This window comes from Phenylobacterium montanum (genome assembly GCF_018135625.1).
GTDB lineage: Bacteria > Pseudomonadota > Alphaproteobacteria > Caulobacterales > Caulobacteraceae > Poindextera > Poindextera montana.
On record NZ_CP073078.1, the window covers coordinates 372,978 to 391,242 of the forward strand.

General features: G+C 66.1%; 14 protein-coding genes. 11 read left to right on the forward strand and 3 right to left on the reverse strand.

Annotation, left to right across the window (positions count from 1 at the left end; translation table 11 throughout):
* Nucleotides 1–113: 113 nt before the first annotated feature.
* Nucleotides 114–2,711: an ATP-binding protein gene (locus KCG34_RS01830; RefSeq protein WP_211938702.1), complete on the reverse strand. Its 2,598-nt coding sequence runs from the start codon at nucleotides 2,709–2,711 to the stop codon at nucleotides 114–116.
* A gap of 319 nt (nucleotides 2,712–3,030) precedes the next feature.
* Here KCG34_RS01830 and KCG34_RS01835 point away from each other — a divergent pair, with 319 nt between their 5' ends.
* The 6 genes from KCG34_RS01835 to KCG34_RS01860 all read left to right on the forward strand — a co-directional run bounded on the left by KCG34_RS01835 (nucleotide 3,031) and on the right by KCG34_RS01860 (nucleotide 8,538).
* Entirely contained in the window at nucleotides 3,031–4,395 is a 1,365-nt protein-coding gene (locus tag KCG34_RS01835) for an alpha/beta fold hydrolase (protein ID WP_249138177.1), read from the forward strand.
* Between the two features lie 29 nt (nucleotides 4,396–4,424).
* Nucleotides 4,425–5,036: a hydrolase gene (locus KCG34_RS01840; protein WP_211938703.1), complete on the forward strand. Its 612-nt coding sequence runs from the start codon at nucleotides 4,425–4,427 to the stop codon at nucleotides 5,034–5,036.
* 2 nt (nucleotides 5,037–5,038) lie between these two features.
* A complete protein-coding gene (locus KCG34_RS01845) occupies nucleotides 5,039–5,851 on the forward strand; it encodes an alpha/beta hydrolase (protein ID WP_211938704.1) in 813 nt (270 codons plus the stop codon).
* Nucleotides 5,852–5,909: 58 nt separating this feature from the next.
* On the forward strand, nucleotides 5,910–6,689 hold the full coding sequence (locus KCG34_RS01850; RefSeq protein ID WP_211938705.1) for an alpha/beta fold hydrolase: 780 nt from the start codon (nucleotides 5,910–5,912) through the stop codon (nucleotides 6,687–6,689).
* 107 nt (nucleotides 6,690–6,796) lie between these two features.
* Nucleotides 6,797–7,588: an SDR family NAD(P)-dependent oxidoreductase gene (locus tag KCG34_RS01855; RefSeq protein WP_211938706.1), complete on the forward strand. Its 792-nt coding sequence runs from the start codon at nucleotides 6,797–6,799 to the stop codon at nucleotides 7,586–7,588.
* 113 nt (nucleotides 7,589–7,701) lie between these two features.
* Nucleotides 7,702–8,538 (forward strand): alpha/beta fold hydrolase, encoded by an 837-nt coding sequence (locus KCG34_RS01860; RefSeq protein ID WP_211938707.1) that lies wholly within the window; start codon nucleotides 7,702–7,704, stop codon nucleotides 8,536–8,538.
* Nucleotides 8,539–9,910: 1,372 nt separating this feature from the next.
* Here KCG34_RS01860 and KCG34_RS01865 read toward each other — a convergent pair.
* Nucleotides 9,911–10,318, reverse strand: a complete 408-nt coding sequence (locus KCG34_RS01865) for a DUF1398 family protein (RefSeq protein WP_249138178.1) — start codon at nucleotides 10,316–10,318, stop codon at nucleotides 9,911–9,913.
* A 48-nt stretch (nucleotides 10,319–10,366) separates the two neighbouring features.
* A complete protein-coding gene (locus KCG34_RS01870) occupies nucleotides 10,367–10,828 on the reverse strand; it encodes a MarR family winged helix-turn-helix transcriptional regulator (protein WP_211938708.1) in 462 nt (153 codons plus the stop codon).
* A 651-nt stretch (nucleotides 10,829–11,479) separates the two neighbouring features.
* Here KCG34_RS01870 and KCG34_RS01875 point away from each other — a divergent pair.
* From KCG34_RS01875 to KCG34_RS01895, 5 genes are all read left to right on the forward strand, one after another.
* Nucleotides 11,480–15,064, forward strand: coding sequence for a PAS domain S-box protein (locus KCG34_RS01875; RefSeq protein ID WP_211938709.1), 3,585 nt, complete (start codon nucleotides 11,480–11,482; stop codon nucleotides 15,062–15,064).
* Nucleotides 15,065–15,175: 111 nt separating this feature from the next.
* A complete protein-coding gene (locus tag KCG34_RS01880; RefSeq protein WP_211938710.1) occupies nucleotides 15,176–16,684 on the forward strand; it encodes a flavin-containing monooxygenase in 1,509 nt (502 codons plus the stop codon).
* A gap of 299 nt (nucleotides 16,685–16,983) precedes the next feature.
* Nucleotides 16,984–17,253, forward strand: a complete 270-nt coding sequence (locus KCG34_RS01885; RefSeq protein WP_211938711.1) for a hypothetical protein — start codon at nucleotides 16,984–16,986, stop codon at nucleotides 17,251–17,253.
* A gap of 149 nt (nucleotides 17,254–17,402) precedes the next feature.
* Nucleotides 17,403–17,825 (forward strand): methylmalonyl-CoA epimerase, encoded by a 423-nt coding sequence (gene mce / locus KCG34_RS01890; protein ID WP_211938712.1) that lies wholly within the window; start codon nucleotides 17,403–17,405, stop codon nucleotides 17,823–17,825.
* The gene (locus KCG34_RS01895) at nucleotides 17,825–18,085 is read left to right on the forward strand and encodes a DUF1467 family protein (protein ID WP_211938713.1); all 261 of its coding nucleotides are present in this window, start codon (nucleotides 17,825–17,827) and stop codon (nucleotides 18,083–18,085) included. Before mce ends, KCG34_RS01895 begins: the two co-directional genes overlap by 1 nt.
* Nucleotides 18,086–18,265 lie beyond the last annotated feature (180 nt).

The window sequence follows — 18,265 nt, forward strand, 5'->3', positions numbered from 1 at the left end:
ATGGCACAGTTTGCTTCCGCAAAGCTGACACTGCGAGGTCAAACGGGGAGGGCGAATTGGGGCCGCACCAAACGCGTCGCAGAGACGGCGAACTGATTATGGCTACAGTACCATCAGACGGCGGCCGTCGAGATTCGCTGCTGCCAACCGACCGCGCCTTGGCTTTGCGCCAATCCAAATGCACGCGAAAGCAGGGCCTCAGCCTCTCGCGTCGCATTGGGTCCCCCTTGCGTTCGCAAGACCGCGGCCTTCACCCGATAACATTCTGGAGCGCACCAGAAGGCGTCGGCGCCTCGGAACCAGTCGATCGCGTCGTCGATCGTCGCCAGCGCCTTCTCCGGCAGTCCGGCCGCGGCCTCCGCCTGGGCCAACTCGGCTAGAAACAGCGGCGCCCGGTAGCTCGCCATCCGCCGACGCGGCGGGGCCAGAGACGCCTGCAGACGCGGCAATCCCGCCGACAGATCGCCCGATCGGACCTGGATGATCGCCCTGAGAATCTCGCCGCGGATCATCCAGACTTCGAAGCCCACGTTCGCCCCCATCTGGCCCAGGCGCGTGCTGGCGCGTTCGGCGTCCGCGAGGTCGCCACGCAGGATCGCCAGGGTGATCGCCGTGTCGAGTGCGAAGCCGAGGGAACCGGCATGGTCAACGCTCACGGCTTCTGCCACCGCCGCCTCGGCCGCCAGCCGCGCGCCCGTCTCATCCCCCTCGATCCAGGCGATCATGGCTAGGAAGCCCTGGGCGAGCACGAGCTGATCGAACTGAAAACGGGTTGCCGAAGCGCGCTGACCTGGGACGCCATAGGCGTCTCGCGCGCGCTCGAGGGCGATGCGGGCTTCTGCGTGGCGGCCCAGAAGATGCAGGACGCTGCCGTAAATCCGCTCGCCCACCAACCGTTCGGCCGCGGCGGCCGCGCCATCTGCGGCGTCCCGAAGCTGAGCGGCGTGAACCAGGGCCAGCTCGAGTTCGCCTTCGTTCAGCTCGCTGGAGGCCAAGGCCCAAAGGCCTCGGATGGCGTAGTCATGGTTGCCCAGGCTTTGCGCGATATCGATGGTGGCGGCGATGTTGGACCGTGTGACCTGATCGGTCCCGTGCGTGAAGCTGTGTGCAATCCCATAGGCGTGCTGGATTTTCATCTCGGAGGCGTCGGGCGCGGCGCCTTGCGGTCCGGACGTCATGGCCCTGCGGCACCACGACAGGCACTCCCTCACCAGGCCCATGTGGAGCCAGATGGCCGAGAGTTCGGCCGTCAGTTTGCGCGCCAGGCTGCGATCGCCCGCTTCCGAGAAGGCCCATTCCAGGACGGCGCGCGCGTCCTCGAGCCGGGATGCGTGGAGGGCCAGCCAGGCGTCGCTGCCCAGCCTCGCCCACTCGTCGGCCGCGCCCAAAAAGGAGGCCAGCGTCGCCTCTGCGTAGTTTCGGGCCGCCCGAGCCCAATGGCCGGAAACCTGGAGTTTCTCGATCGCATAGACCTTGGTCGATTCCAGAAGCCGATATCGGACACTGCGTCCGCCGCTTTCCACGGCGATCAGTGACTTTCCGCTCAGGGCGCCGACCAGGCTGCGGACCTTGTCCGGGGGTGTGGCGGGATCGTCCGCGACGGCGCAAGCCAGGGCCAGGTCGAAGCCGCCCGCGACAACAGACAGGCTGTTGAGCACCCGCTGTTCCGGTGGGCTCAGGAGGTCGTAGCTCCAATCGTGCGCGGCGCGCAGAGTCTGGTGCCGCGATTGCGCGGTCCTCCTTCCCCCGGTGAGCAAGGCAAGGCGATCATCCAGGCCTTCCGCCACACCCCGCACGCCCAGGGCCGCAACGGTCGTTGCGGCCAGCTCGATGGCAAGCGGCAGCCCGTCGAGACGGCGACAGATTTCGACCACATAGGTGCAGTCCTCTGGACTCAGACGATAGCCGCCCACCGCCGCATCCACCCGATCGACGAACAACTCGACAGCGCTGTACCTGAGGGCCGCGGAAGGTGTCATCTCGGTGGAGGCGGGGGTCGCCAGTGGCGGCAGGCGGTGCAGCCACTCGCCCTCGGCGCGGAGCGCCTCGCGGCTGGTCGCCAGGACGCAGATCCCGGAGGTCGCGCGAAGCATGGCTTCGGCGACCGTCGCTGCGGCCTCGGCCAGACGCTCGCAATTGTCGAGGACGATCAGCAGCCGCTTCCCCGCGAGCGGCTTGGCCAACGCGCCGGGCGAAAGCTCCGACAGGACGGGCAGGCCGAGCGCGATGGCCAGGGCGCCCGGCGCGGTCTCGGGGTCCTCCAAAGTCGCGAGGTCGACGAAGCGCACACCGTCGGCGAATTCATCGGCCAGCCGGCCTGCGACCTCCAGCGCCACGCTCGTCTTGCCGATGCCGCCTGGCCCCACGATGGTGACAAAACGGCGCTCCAGGATCTGGGCGGCGACGCCATCGACGACTGTGGCGCGGCCGATCAGCCGTTCGAGCCGCGAGGGGAGGTGGGGGTGAGCCTGAGGCGCGGACGCCGGCTCCGGCTCGGCGGACCAGGTCACGGGCGACACGAAGATGTAGCCCCGGCCGGCCACGGTGTGGATGTGATCGAGCCCGTCGGCGCTCAAGGCCTTGCGCAGCGAGGACATGTGGACCCGGACGCTGGCTTCGTCCACGAAGATGCCCGGCCATAGGCGCTGCTGGATCTCGTCCTTGGTGACCAGTTCTCCTGGCCGTGAGGCGAGCAGCAGCAGGATATCCATGGCGCGGCTGCCGATGCGGAGGCGGCGGCCCTCACAGGTCAGGGCGCGGCGGCGGGTCGAGAGTTCGAAGGCGCCGAAGCTTAAGATCGGTAAGTCCGACATCGAGGCTGGGCTTCATCCAGGGGTGAGCGGCCCGCGCGCCGCTTGCCTGAGATTGCATCGCACGAGCGGCCGCCAGCAAGGGTTCTAGCCGCTCGCGTACGTCCCTTTGCGAATCTTTACATCAGCTAGCGCGCACCCCGCCGGTTATTGGCGCAGCCTGTCGTCGTGGCCCGCGGCGCCCTTGTCCCCTCCCGCCCCAGGCCGACGGAGACCGCGCATGACCTTCACAAGCTCGTTTCGCCGGCTGATGCTGGCTGGCGCCGCGGCAGCCACGCTGCTTACGCCCTCGGCAGGCCGGGCCGCCGGTTTCGATTTTCCTGCAGGCTTTCGCATCCAGGAGGTCCCCGCCAATGGAACGACCCTCCACGTGCGGGTCGGCGGGAAGGGGCCGGCGGTCGTGCTGCTGCATGGCTATGGCGACACCGGCGACATGTGGGCGCCCCTGGCGGCGGATCTGGCGCGCGACCATACGGTGATCGTTCCGGACCTTCGCGGGCTCGGCCTCTCGGCGCAGGCTGCGGACGGGTTTGAGAAGGCGAACGAGGCGGAAGACGTCATCGGCGTGATGGACGCGCTGCATGCGCCCCGCGCCGACGTGGTGGCGCATGACATCGGCAACATGGTCGCCTACGCGCTGGCCGCGCGGCATTCGGATCGGGTGACGAACCTGGTGCTGATGGACGCGCCGGTGCCGGGTGTCGGGCCCTGGGACGATATTCTCAAGAACCCGCTGCTTTGGCATTTCCGCTTTGGCGGGCCGGACATGGAGCGTCTCGTTGCAGGGCGCGAGCGGATCTATCTGGACCGCTTCTGGAACGAATTCTCCGCCGACCCGGCCCATTTCCCCGAGGCCTCGCGCATCCACTACGCCGAGCTCTACGCGGCGCCGGGCCGCATGCATGCGGGTTTCCGCCAGTTCGCCGCTTTCGACCAGGACGCGGCCGACAACCGCGCGTGGCTTGCGACGCACGGCAAGCTGCCGATGCCGGTGCTGGCGATCGGCGGTGAGAAATCGTTCGGCCCGATGATGGCGGTGGTCGCCCAGGCCGGCGCCGTCAATGTCAAGGAGCGGGTCATTCCCGGCGCGGGGCATTGGCTCATGGAGGAGCAGCCCGCGGCCACCGTCGCGGCGATCCACGACTTTCTCGACGGCCGCCCGGCGCCCGCCGGCGCGGGGCGCCTCGGGCAAACCGCGCTCTCCTTCGATCAGACCCAGGCCTTGCCAATGTCCGGCGCGGGCGCAGGGACTTCAGGGATCAGCGGCATTCGAACGGTGCTGCTCTACGGCGATCCCGCCAAGCCGGGTCCCTATGCGCTCGAGATTCATGTGCCGCCGAACACGGTGATCGCGCCGCACACCCATCGCGATGACCGCTTCGCCACGGTGATCTCGGGCGCCTGGTATTTCGGCTACGGCGCAAGCTCGAAGGACGCGCCGATCAAGCCGCTATCGGCCGGCGGCCTCTACACCGAACCCGGTGGCGCGCCGCACTTCGCATTCACCCGTGACGAACCGGCGGTCGTGCGCCTGACCGGCGTCGGCCCCAGCGACACGACCTTCGTCACCACCGCCTCTCGCTGACTACCCACCTCCAGCCAAGGACTCCAGCCATGACCTCGTTTTCCACGGTCCGCGACCCGCGGACCGACCATCTCCTGACGCCCCAGAACGCGGCCCTTGTGATCATCGACTATCAGCCGGTGCAGGTGAGCTCGATCCAATCGATGGAAAAGCGAACCCTGGTCGCCAACATCACCGCCGTCGCCAGGATCGCAAAGCTATACGGGCTGCCGACGGTCATCGCGACAGTGAACGTCGGGACCGGACGTAACCAGCCCACGATCCACCAGATCGCCGAGGTGTTCCCAGAGGTCACCCCGATCGATCGCACATCGATCAACGCCTGGGAGGATGAGGACTTCGTCGCCGCGGTCCGCGCGACCGGTCGCAAGAAACTGATCATGGCCGCGCTGTGGACCGAGGTCTGCCTGGTGCATCCCGCGCTCGACGCGCTGGCCGAAGGCTTCGAGGTCTATCCCGTGGTGGACGCCGTCGGCGGCACCTCGCTGCACGCCCACCAAGCCGGGCTGCTGCGCCTCTTTCAGGCCGGCGCCCAGCCCACGAGCTGGGTGCAGCTGATCTGCGAGCTGCAACGGGACTGGAACCGGGTCGAGACCGTTCCCGGCTTCTCGGAGATCCTGTTCGCCGTCGAAGGCCATTGATCATGGACAGCGAGACCTCCGAAGAGACGGTCGCCCGGGTCAATGCGGCCGCCAAGCAGCCTGTGATGTTCATCCATGGCCTTTGGCTGACGTCGCGATCCTGGGACGCCTGGGCGGAGGTCTTCGAGAGCGCCGGCTATGTGGCGATGAAACCGCCGTGGCCGTCCGACGAAGCCGGAGAGCCAAGGGCGGAGACCATCGGCCGCGTCGCGCAGCACTACGCGCGGCTCGCCGGCGCGCTTTGCAGCCGTCCCGCGATCGTCGGACACTCGTTCGGCGGCCTGATCGCCCAGATCTTGGCGGGACGGGGTCTGTCCGCGGCGACGGTGGCGATTGCGCCGGCCCCCTTTCGGGGCGTGACCCCGCTGCCGATCTCGGCCCTGCGCTCAGCATGGCCTGTGCTGCGGAGCCCTGCCAATGCGGGCCGGCGGACGGCCCTTACGGCGGCGCAGTTCCGCTATGCCTTTGCGAATGCGGTCAGCCCATCGGAGAGCCAGGCGCTGTTCGAAGCCCAGGCCGCACCGGCGCCGGGTCGTCCGATCTTCCAGGCGGCGGCCGCGAACCTCAATCCCTGGACGGAGGCGCGGGTCGACACCCGCGCGTCGCACCGGGGACCACTCCTGATCGTCGCCGGAGAGCAGGACCATACAGTTCCCCCCGCCGTTGTTCGCGCCGCCTTCCAGCGTCAGAGGTCCAATCAGGATGCGGTCTCGGAATACCTGCAGATTCCGGGACGTGGGCACTCCCTGACCATCGACACGGGCTGGCGGGAAGTCGCCGAAGCCGCCCTGGCCTTCATCCAGCGCTTCGTCTAGCCGCGCGCTTCGCCGTCTTCGATCCCGGCGCCTCACTTCCACCAAGGAAAGGTTCGCAATGCCCATCCTCAAGACCGCCGCGGTCGCGGCCCTCGCCAGCCTCAGCCTGGGCCTTGCGGCCCGCGCTGCGCCGGACCCCGGCAAGCCCACGATCGTGCTGGTGCACGGCGCCTTCGCCGATGCGTCGAGCTGGAACGGTGTCGTCGCCAAGCTCGCCAAGGACGGATATCCGGTGGTCGCGCTCGCCAATCCCCTGCGCAGCGTGAAGGGCGATGCGGCCTATGTCGGCGCCGCGCTCGCGGCGATCGCGGGCCCCGTCGTGCTGGTGGGTCACTCCTATGGCGGCGCGGTGATCTCGGCCGCCGCCGTGGGCCAGCCGAACGTGAAGGCCCTGGTCTATGTGGCCGCCTTCGAGCCGGCGCCGGGCGAGACCAGCCTGGGCCTGAGCGGAAAGTTCCCGGGTTCGACCCTGGGGGAGGCGCTGGCGCCGCCGGTGACGCTGCCGGGAGGCGGCGTTGATCTCTACATTCAGCAGGAAAAGTTCGGCCCGCAGTTCGCCGCCGATGTTCCGGCCGACCAGACCGCGGTGATGGCGGCGACCCAGCGCCCGATCGCCCAGGGCGCCCTCGTCGAGCCCCAAGTGGGCGCGGCTTGGCGGACGATCCCGTCCTGGTCGATCTACGGTGACGCGGACCGCAACATCCCGGCCGCCGCCATGGCCTTCATGTCCGACCGTGCGAAGGCGAAACGCGCCGTCGTGATCAAGGGCGCTTCCCACGTCGTGATGGTTTCGCATCCTGGAGAGGTTGCGACCCTGATCGAGGAGGCTGCGCGCTAGGCCTCACGCATTGAGGTTTTGGTGGTTCAGAGTGACCCCGGGGTCTGGATGCCGCGCCGATGCGGTCAGCCGGGGGCGCGGTCTGCAAACGACGAGGAGTCGCGGTCATGGATCTGAGACTGAATGGGCGTTTGGCCCTCGTAACCGGCAGCACGGCGGGGATCGGCCTTGCTATCGCCGAGGCCTTGGCCCGCGAAGGGGCGCGCGTCATCGTCAACGGCCGCAAGCAGGAGGCCGTCGACGCCGTTACTCAGAAACTCCGCGCGCAAACGGGAGCGGAGGTCCAAGGCTTCGCAGGAGACCTGACTACGGTCGCAGCCGCCGAGGCGCTGTCCGAGCGCTTTCCGAGCGTTGAAATCCTGGTCAACAACCTCGGCATCTTCGAACCGAAAGCATTTGAGGACATACCGGACGCTGATTGGATGCGCTTCTTCGAAGCCAATGTGCTGAGCGGGGTGCGTCTGGCGCGTCTGTACCTGCCGGCGATGCGCCAGGCCGACTTTGGCCGCATCATCTTCATATCCAGCGAGAGTGCGCTGCAGATCCCGGTGGAGATGATCCACTATGGCGTGACGAAGACGGCGCAGATCGCCGTGGCGCGTGGCCTGGCGGAGGCCGTGGCGGGGACAGGGATCACGGTCAACAGCGTCCTGCCCGGCCCGACCCGCTCGCGAGGCGTCGGGGATTTTGTCGAGTCCCTGGCCGCCGCGAAGGGCGAGACCGTCTCGGACTTCGAGGTCGAGTTCTTCCAACGGGTTCGCCCGACGTCGCTGATCAAACGCTTCGCCACGCCGGAAGAGGTCGCTTCCTTGGTCGCCTATGTCGCTAGCCCGCTCGCATCGGCCACCACCGGCGCGGCGTTACGCGTCGATGGGGGTGTGGTCAAAAGCGCTTTCTAGCAAGGTGAAGTAGCTGCTTCCCCGTCAGCTGCCTGGCCGCGGGACAGGTTTCCGCTGCGAAGTCCAAGCACGGCAAATCCCATCAATCGACAGCGCGCACAGGAGAACACGGCATGTCTTATGTGAAGACCAAGGATGGGACGGAGATTTTCTACAAGGATTGGGGGCCGAGGAGCGCCCAGCCGATCCACTTCCACCACGGCTGGCCGCTGAGCTCCGATGACTGGGACGCCCAGATGTTGTTCTTCCTGAGCAAGGGCTTCCGGGTGATCGCCCACGATCGCCGCGGGCACGGCCGCTCGTCCCAGACGAGCGAAGGCCACGACATGGACCACTACGCCGCGGACGCCTTGGCGGTGGCGGAGCACCTTGACCTTAAGAACGCAGTCCATATTGGCCACTCCACAGGTGGCGGTGAGGTGGCGCGCTATGTCGCCAAGTTTGGCCAGCAGCAAAATCGGGTCGCCAAGGCGGTGCTGATTAGCGCCGTGCCGCCGCTGATGACGAAGACAGCCAGCAATCCAGGCGGCACGCCCATAGAGGTGTTCGACAGCTTCCGCGCAGCGCTCGCCGCCAATCGCTCGCAGTTCTTCCTCGACGTGGCCTCAGGCCCCTTCTACGGCTTCAACCGGCCGGGCGCGAAGGTTTCGCAGGGGATCATCCAGAACTGGTGGCGGCAGGGCATGATGGGCGGCGCCAACGCACACTACCTGGGTATCAAGGCCTTCTCGGAAACCGACCAGACCGAGGACCTAGGGGCGATCACCGTGCCGACTCTCGTGATGCAGGGCGATGACGATCAGGTCGTCCCCTACAAGGACGCCGCTGAACTGCAGGTGAAACTGCTCAAGAACGCCAAGAAGATCATCTACCCGGGCTTCCCGCACGGCATGTGCACGACCCAGGCCGACAAGATTAATGCCGACCTGCTGGCGTTCATTAAGAGTTGAGGCTCGCCGCCGACCACCTCTCCGCTCGGCGGGGAGGTGGTCACGGTGATGGACTTGTCAGGGCGTCACCGTTTCGCTGAGTGCGTTCCCAGAACCAGAGACTGAGCGCCGAGGTCAGCTGTTGTCTTAGCCACCGTCAGGCCACCATGGGCCATGGTCGTTCGCAGTCCGTCGGCGTGATCGCGCCTTGGGGTGAGCGCGGAGGTGCGATTCCACTGTTATGGACTCGGAAGACCCGGTCACGGGCAGTTTCAATGCGAGCCTCGCACGATAGCTGATCGGGGCGGGGATAGCGCCAAGCCACTGTCTCGCGAGCTAAGGCACGGTGCTCTGCCGTATCCCGTTGGACAAAGACGACGATGGCATATGGATCGGGGGAGACACTACTAACCGGGTCACCGGGAATGTGCTTTTCTGAGACGCCGAACGGTGGCCGTCGCGCGGTCCCACATGCCTGACAGCGATTACGCCAGGCCTACACATGACATTCGCTTGGCCGAGCAGGACCTCGCCAGAAGCGGTCATTCGAGCGGATCGCCTATTGCAGCGCCAGATCCTCTGAAGCGGACATCGGGATTGGGGATTTTTACTCATCTCTGCCCTTGGGAAAGGCCGCTTCCGGCGCCGGCGCCGGCGCCTGGTTGCCTGGCGGCCGTCATTTTATGGCTCTCCGGTGCGCCCCCTCGTGGCTCAGCGCAAGTATGTAGCGAGAAGCTGTGAACATTTTTGACCCAGCCCTACTGACGTCACGGTGACGACGGTATGTGGTCCCCGCTCATTGGTTGGCCCCTCTGAGCGCCCACTCGGCTGCCAGGACGATGTTCTGGCAGCCCCCTTGGGGCGCTGCTCGCCAAAAGGCGAGATCCCGGAGAGGCTGCCAAAGTCGAGCTTGTTTCCATATTGCCGACATTACGAGGCCAAGGGGGGAGGGAGAGCGTTGACTGAGTCCAGTAAGCTAAACCCCAGTGGAATATCGAGGGGGCCGAAAGTCACTCGGCCTGCGATCTCGCCTGGGCCACCTGGACCAATAGAGGGACGTTCACCACCGCGGCGGGCGCCGAGCCGAAAACCTGGCTCGAGTCGGCGGTGTTCGTCTGGCGTGATGGAGCATGGAAGATCCGCTTCTTTCACTCCACACCGGTCGCAGGTCCAACCTAACGCCAAACCCGACGGGCGGTCGCCAATCGGAGACATTCGCTTGAAGCCTCGCGGACAGGGCTAAGCGCGAGAATCGCTGACCAGCTCAAGTTCGATCAGGTCATCGTCAATGGAATAGAAGCGGCGGGCGGTTTCATAGTCCCGGTGCTTGAATGGCGACAGCCCGGCAGCGACCACCCGCGTTCCGGGTCCTTCAGGTCGTCGACGCTTCTTCTTAGCTGGGCGTGGGGAAGTGTTCGGCGTGGGTCTCGCCGGTCCGGGCGAAATAGAGGGCGCGCCGCCCCAGGAACGAGACCAGATAGCCCGCGCAACCGGCGGCCTTGGCCTTTGCGCTGAAGCCTTTGTAGGTATAGCCGGGCGCCAGGGTCTGGGCCTCGTGAATGGCGCCCTTGAGCGCCTCGGTGTCGAAGGACTCGCCCACGGTCAGTCCGTCGCCATGGGCCGCCAATTCAAGACTTTCGCCACTGGGCAGGTAGTAGGTCGCCGTCGACCGGCGATAGTCGACCGTGTAGCTCTCGAATCCGCCGTGCGTCAGCGCTTCGACGATCTCGGGGAAGGTCATGGTGTCGGCCTCGGCCCCATCGAGGCATGTCTGTGCGAGCGTCTTTTGTTGCGCGTTCACGGCGCGATCCTTTCGTCGTGAAGATTGGGGTGAGGGGTCGGCCGGCTCTCAGGCGAGCGGGATCGTCTTCAAGCCGCGTTGTTCGATGATGGCTTTCAAGACTCGTTCGAGGCTCGCCCGTTCCTGAGCGCTCAGATGATCAAAGAACTCACGATCATTCTCGTCCGCCAGGGCGGATAGTTTCGGGACCAGGTCCCGGCCCGGCGGGGAGAGGCGCAGGCTATGCGCGCGGCGGTCGTCCTGATTTTCCTCGCGGGCGATCAGGCCCTTGGCGATCAATCTGTCGGCCAGCTTGCTGATGGCGCCGCGCGTCAAGCCCATCTGATCCGCCAGACGGCTCGGTGAAATGTCGTCCTCGTCATAGAGCGTCCTCATCACGGTCCACTCCGCGACAGTTACGTCCTCGGCCTCCAGCCTGCGGGCGAAGGCGTGTGACACGTGGTTGGAGACGTATCGCAGCCAGTATCCCAGATGGGATGTCAGGGGGGAGGCGAGCGAATCGAAGGGCATGGGATCCTCTTGTTGACAAGGAAACTAGATTGGTGTGGTTTCCTTGTCAACTACACAGTCCGAGCCATCATTGCCGCGTCGGAATGTCCTGCTTCGGCGTCTGGCGCCTTCAGCCGTCGCGTTCGAGCTTAGGACAGCTTATGGAACCGAGCGGTCTTTAGCCGGTGTCGATGAGGGGCTTGCCAGGGGGGGGCACGAGCTAATCGCCCGACGGGAAGGCGCTCTTCCGTTCTTCTGCCCGAAAGCAGAGACTTTTTGCACTCTGACTGCCAGCGCCGCCAGCCTTTTTCTGCGCAGTGAGGGGTGATCCGACGTGCGGCCTTGGCCGAGCGGGGAAATCCCGCCAAGTCGCCGCCGCCTTGTCAGCGGAGGCGTATTGACGCAGGCCGGCGCTATTAAAGGTAGCATGCGCCGAAAGGTCGGCGCCCGTCTTGCAACTTTAGCAAGAATTCTATTCACATAGAATGGCGGGATTCTCAAATATTGGAGAACTGCGCTACCGTATAGAAGAGACCCTGGCGCTGTTGAACTTCTATTGACTGTGCTCGCGCCAATTCCCGTGCATAGATAGTCTTGGCATTGTTCGCCGGGGCCGCGATGAGCATGGGGCGGGACGCGCTGGACAGGAACGAAACTGATCGCCTTGAAGCTTTGCACAGGCTTCAGGTTCTGGACACCGGCAGCGAGCCGCTGTTCGATGATCTTGCCCGGCTTGCGGCCCTGGAGTTTCGGACCCCGGCGGCCGCCATCTCGCTGGTCGACCGGGAGAGGGCGTGGGCCAAGGCCGCCCATGGGCTGGCGATGAGCCAGGCGCCGCGAGACCAATCCTTCTGCGACCGGGTGGTCCGCGGCGGCGAGGTGTTGGTGATCGCCGACGCCTCCACGGACGACCGCTTCCGCGACAACCCCTTCGTGCGCGGCGAGCCGGGACTGAGGTTCTATGCCGGCGCGCCGCTGGTCCTGGACGACGGCAGCCACGTGGGCACCCTGTGCGTCATCGACTTCGAACCACGGCAGGATTTCACGCCGGAGGCCGTGGAACGGCTCCGCGCCATGGCGGCCACTGTTTCCAGGGCGCTGACCATGAGGGTCGAGGCGATCGAGCGCGAGCGACAGGCGCGCCTTGCAGACGACCGTTTGCGCCTGCTGGGCCTGACAGCCGACATAGCCGGGGTCGGCACCTGGTCGTGGGATGCAGACAGCGACCGCATCGCATGGTCCGAGGAAACCTACAGCATCCACGGCCGCGACCCCGGCCAACCGCCGCCGGACCTGGAAGGCGTGCTGGCGGTCTATCACCCGGAAGATGCGCCCGCCCTGCGCGCCGCGATCCAGCGCTCTATGCGTGAGGGCGTCGGCTACAGTTTCCAGGGTCGCCTGGTGCGTCCGGACGGCGCCGTCCGGCACATCATCACCAAGGCCCAGCCGCGGTTGGACGCCGCCGGCCGCACCGTCGCCCTCTATGGCACCCTGCAGGACGTCACCGAACTCAAGCTGGCGGATTCCGCCCTGCGCGACAGCGAGGCGCGCCTGCGCTTTCTGACCGAGCACATGTCGGACCTGGTCATGCGCTATGACCTGGAGTTCCGCCGCCTGTTCGTCTCGGCCAGCTGCCGCCGCTATGGCTACGAGCCGGAGGACCTGGTCGGCGAACCGGGCTGGTCGCTGAACCACCCGGACGATTCGCCTCGGATGCGCAGGCTGATCGAGGACCTCTTGGCCGGCCGGCTGCGGGACGAGGACGCCCATATCGAGATCCGCCTGAGGACCAAGGCCGGCGAGTGGGTCTGGGTGGACGCGGCGCCCAACCTGGTCCGCGACGCCCAGGGCGAACTGGCCGAGTTCGTCTGGGTCATGCGCGACATCAGCGCCAGGAAGGCGGCCGAAGCGGCCCTGGCGGAGAGCGAGGCCCGCTATCGCATGCTGGCCGAACGGGCCAGCGACATCATCATCCAATACGACGCGGACGGCGTGATCCGCTTCGCATCGCCGGCGGTCAGCCAGCTGGGCTATACGTCCGAGCAGATGGTCGGGACCCATGTCAGCGCCTATGGGCATCCCGAGGACGAGGTGCGCATGGCTGTGGTGCGGGCGGGCCTCAAGGCCGGTCGACCGTTCGCACCGGGCCTGCGCACCGAGCGGCGGGTGCTATGCGCCGACGGCAGCCTGGTCTGGTACGAGGGCAGTCCTTCGACCATTTTCGACGAGCAGGGGCGCATCGTCGGGGCGGTCACGGCGCTGCGCAACGTCAACGCCCGTCGCGAGATGGAGGACGAGCTGCGCCGCCGGCAGGCCGAAGCCGAATCCGCCGAGCGATCGGCGCGCCTGGCGGCTCAGATCGCCGGCATAGGCTATTGGCGGTTCGACCTGGTGAGCCGCGAAAGGATATGGTCGCCCGAGGTGTTCCAGGTCCATGGCGTATCCATGGATTCCGCGCCGCTATACGGCGCTGAGGCCCTGGCGCTCTACCACCCGGAAGACCAGGAGAAGCTTTCCAGCGCCTGGGCGTCGACCATCGAGACCGGCGAGCCGCTGGACTTCACCGGTCGGCTGTTCAGGGCCGACGACGGGCGAATGATCTATCTGCAGACCCGGGCCGAGGCGGTGCGCGAAGCGGACGGTCGGATCGTCGCCCTGTTCGGCGTGGTGCGCGATGTCACCGATGAGGTCGAAGCGCGCCTGCGGATCGAAGAGAGCGAGGCGCGCTATCGGACCCTGGCCGAGCACGCTACCGACATCATCTTCCAGTACGACCACGAAAGCCGCATCCAGTACGTTTCCCCCTCCATCCGGCAGCTCGGCTACGAGCCTGAGCACATGCTTGGGCGGATGATCGGGGACTATTGCCACCCGGACGACTCCGAACGGACCCGCGAGGACCGCCAGCGGCGGCTGCGGGGGGAGGAGATCCCGGAGGATCGCCTGAGCTTCCGCGTGCTGACGGCCGATGGCGGCTGGGTCTGGATGGAAAGCAGCCCGTCTCCAGTCCTGGACGAGGCCGGCCAGATCACGGCCGTGGTGACGGTCATGCGCGACGTCACCGTCCGCCGGGCCATGGAAGAGGAACTGCGGCGCAAGCACGCCGAGGCCGAGGCGGCCGCGGTGGCCAAGTCGGAGTTCCTGGCCAATATGAGCCACGAGATCCGCACGCCCCTGACGGCGGTCTCGGGCTTTGCGGGCCTGCTCTCGGCCATGGACGGCCTGCCGGATCGCGCCAGGACCTTCGTCGATCGGATCATCGCCGGCAGTCAGGCGCTGCTGGCGATCGTCAACGACATCCTGGATTTCTCCCGGATGGAGGCTGGCCAGATCGAGCTGAATCCGCAGCCTTTCGATCCGGACGACTTCGTGCGCCAGACGGTGGAGCTGGTGCGCAACGAGGCTGCGCGAAAGGGGCTTTCGCTCGATCTGGGCACGGCCGGCGCCCTGCCGGCGCAGGTGCTGGCGGACAGCGGGCGCATCGGCCAGGTGCTGCTGAACCTGCTCAACAACGCGGTCAAGTTCACGGATCGGGGCGGCGTCCGCATCACCCTGAGCCATCAGGGCGGGGTTGAGCCGAGCCTGCGGCTGGAAGTCGCCGACACCGGCGTCGGCATCTCGCCGGAGCATTCCCGCCGCCTGTTCGAGCGCTTCAGCCAGGTCGACGGCTCCAACACCCGGCAGTATGGCGGGGCGGGTCTGGGCCTGGCCATCTCCAAGGGACTGGTCGAGCTGATGGGCGGGCGGATCGGCGTCGACAGCGAGCCGGGCAGGGGCTCGGTGTTCTGGTTCGACATTCCGGCGCCGCCCGTCGAGGCGACCGCAAGCGCGCCCGCGGCAGCGGAAGAGCCGGTCGGCGTAGGCGCGGCGCGCGTGCTGGTGGTCGATGACGTACAGGTCAATCGCGAGCTGGTCTCGGCGATCCTGGCCCCGTTCGGCCTGCAGCTGACCGAGGCCGCCAACGGGGCCGAGGCGGTGGAGGCGGCGCGCAGCCAGCCCTTCGACCTGATCGTCATGGACCTGCAGATGCCGGTGATGGACGGGTTCGCCGCGACCCGGGCCATCCGGGCCGATTCGCCGCTCAACCGCGACACGCCGATCCTGGCCCTCAGCGCCAACGTCTTGCCGACCCATGTCGAGGCCTGCCGCGCCGCAGGCATGGACGACCACGTGGCCAAGCCGATCAACCCGGCCGCGCTGCTGACGAAGATCGCCTTCTGGACCGATGGGCAGGGGCGGGCCGTCCCGACGCAGTGAAACGCCGCGGGGCGAAGGGTTGCAAGAGCGGCCAAAATTTGCGCTAATGCGTCAAGTTATCAATGATCACTAAGCCGGAGCCGCCTCCGGACGTAGCGGAAGGAAGCAGGGATGGAGCACGTCGATGTGCTGGTCGTCGGCGCGGGGATCTCGGGGATCGGGGCGGGCTACTACCTGCAGAACCGCTGCCCGGGCCGCAGCTACGCCATCTTCGAAGGGCGCGAGGCGATGGGCGGCACCTGGGACCTGTTCCGCTATCCCGGCATCCGCTCGGACAGCGACATGTACACCCTGGGCTTTTCGTTCCGTCCCTGGAAGGAGGCCAAGGCGATCGCCGACGGGCCCTCGATCCTGAAATACCTGAAGGAGACGGCCGAGGCCTACGGCATCGACCGCCACATCCGCTACCAGCACAAGGTCAAGCGCGCCTCCTGGAGCAGCGAACAGCAGGCCTGGACGGTCGAGTTCGAGCGCGGCCCGGGCGCCGAGCCGGACCGGATCACCTGCAATTTCCTGCACATGTGCGCGGGCTACTACAACTACGCCCAGGGCTATCGCCCGGAGTTTCCGGGCGAGGCCGAGTTCCAGGGCCGCATCGTGCATCCGCAGCACTGGCCCAAGGACCTGGACTATGCCGGCAAACGGGTGGTGGTGATCGGCTCGGGCGCCACGGCGGTGACCCTGGTGCCGGCCATGACCGACAAGGCGGCGCACGTGACCATGCTGCAGCGCTCGCCGACCTATGTGGTCTCGCGGCCGGGCGAAGACGCCATGGCCAACAAGCTGCGCAAGATCCTGCCGGCCAAGCTGGCCTATGACATCATCCGTTGGCGGAACGTCTTGCTGCAGATGTATTTTTTCAACGCCACCCGCAAGCACCCGGACCAGGCCAAACAGCGCCTCTTGGGCCTGGTGCGCCAGGAACTGGGGCCGGACTACGACGTCGAGACCCACTTCACCCCGCGCTACAATCCCTGGGACCAGCGCCTGTGCCTGGTTCCCGACTCCGACCTGTTCGCGGCGCTGAAGAGTGGTTCCGCCTCGGTGGTCACCGACCATATCGAGACCTTCACCAAGGACGGCATTCGCCTGAAGTCGGGCCAGACCCTGCCGGCCGACGTGATCGTCACCGCCACGGGCCTCGACATGCAGTTGATGAGCGGGCTTGAGGTCGTGGTCGACGGGGCGCCGGTCGATCTGACCGACACCTTCTCCTACAAGGGCATGATGTACAGCGGCGTGCCGAACCTGGCCTCGACCTTCGGCTACACCAACGCCTCGTGGACGCTGAAGGCGGACCTGACCGCCGAATATGTCTGCCGCCTGCTGAACCACATGGCCAGCACCGGCGCCGGCGAATGCCGGCCGGTGAACGACGACCCGAACCTTGAGGCCGCCCCCTGGCTCGACTTCAGCTCGGGCTACATCACCCGTGGCATGAAGAAGTTCCCCAAGCAGGGCGTCCAGGCGCCCTGGCGGGTCTACCAGAACTACGCCCTCGACCTGATGGCCTTCCGCTATGGCAAGCTGGAAGACGGGGTGATGCGGTTCTCGGGGAAGCCGAGCCGGGCCGCCACGGCGCTTGTGCATCAGCCCGTCGTGGAGCCGGTGAGAGCCTGACGTTGCGCACCGCGGAGGGGTGGGAGGAGCGGGGGATGTGTATCGGGTCCCCTTAACCCCTGTAGTCTCCGGTCTAAAGCGCGACGCGGTTCATTGAGAAACGTGGCCCGCCCTCAGTTGTCCCCAACATGAAATGATGGGGAAATTCAGACGGATAGCGCTTGCACGGACTCGCCAGTTACGGCAGCTTAGCTAAGATCAAATGCGGAGTGAGATCGCGCGCGGCCTCAAGCAGCGCAAACAACCATCGTTCGCATCGAAGGTGTGGTTGCCGAGAAGCGATCAATACGCAAAGCGAGATGGCGACGCTGGAAATGAATGTCCAACCGACAAGCGTGGATTTCGCCGCAGTTCCCCTTCCTGCTTACGTGATGGCGGTAATATTCACGACCGTCTATATTGGCGGCCTTAGGCAGATTTCATCTCTTTATAGAAGGGGTGGTGGGGTTGTTATTCGTCGATTTATATTTGGAGTCGGAGTTTTTGTGTTTATTGTCGGCGGCGGTATAGAGTCGATAATTATTTGGTCCATTATTCATTTTGCTATATTTCGCGAGCCTATTTCATAAATTGTCATCCGGGACACTTTGGGCGGGATATCAGCCCCCTCGCGCGGCAACCGGTCGCCGGCCCCCTCGGGCCCTGACGTTACGGACCGCTTGTATCGGGCCCGCGTCGGCGCCAAACCTCGCCGTCTTTATAGCGCGGACCCCATTCCATGATCGGCAAACTGAACCACGTCGGCGTCGCCACTCCCTCGATCGAGGAGTCGGTGAAGCTCTATCGCGACATGCTGGGCGCGACCTCGATCGGCGAGAAGTTCTCCATGCCGGAGCAGGGGGTGTGGGTCTGTTTCGTCAACCTGCCCAACGCCCAGATCGAGCTGATCGAGCCCTATGGCGAGGCCTCGCCGATCCACGGCTTTTTGGCCAAGAACCCCAAGGGCGGGCAGCATCATGTCTGCTTCGAGGTGCCCGACATCTACGCCGCCCGCGATGAGATGCGGGCCAAGGGCGCGACCGTGCTGGGTACCGGCGAGCCGCGCATGGGCGCGCACGGCGTGCCGGTGATCTTCGTGCATCCCAAGGACATGGGCGGGGTGCTGGTCGAGCTGATGGCCGAGCCCAAGGCGGCGCACTGATGAGCCTTTCGGTCTCGATCGCCGTCTTCCTGACCGTCTGGTGGGTGGTGTTCCTGTCCATCCTGCCGCTGGGCGTGATCAGCCACGCCGAGGCGGGCATCAAGCCGGAGGGCGGGGGCGATCCCTCCTCGCCGGTGGACCCCAAGATCAAGCGCAAGGTGATCACCACCACCTGGGTCTCGGCGATCGTGTTTTCGGTGATCTGGCTGGTGCTGCATTTCCACCTGATCCAGCTGCCGCCGCTGCGCAGCTTCAGCTGACCAAATTTCGGGCGAAGGGCGAGGGCGGTTCGCGCGCATCGCCCAGAACTTGGGCGCGGCCCTGCAAACCGCGCGTGTGGACAGCGTTATCGTAGCCATTCGGCTCCAACGGGCGTTTGATTTCCTCAGGACGCCGCGAGGCGTTGTTGCTCCTAGCTTTCTTCCCCAAGACTTTCCCGG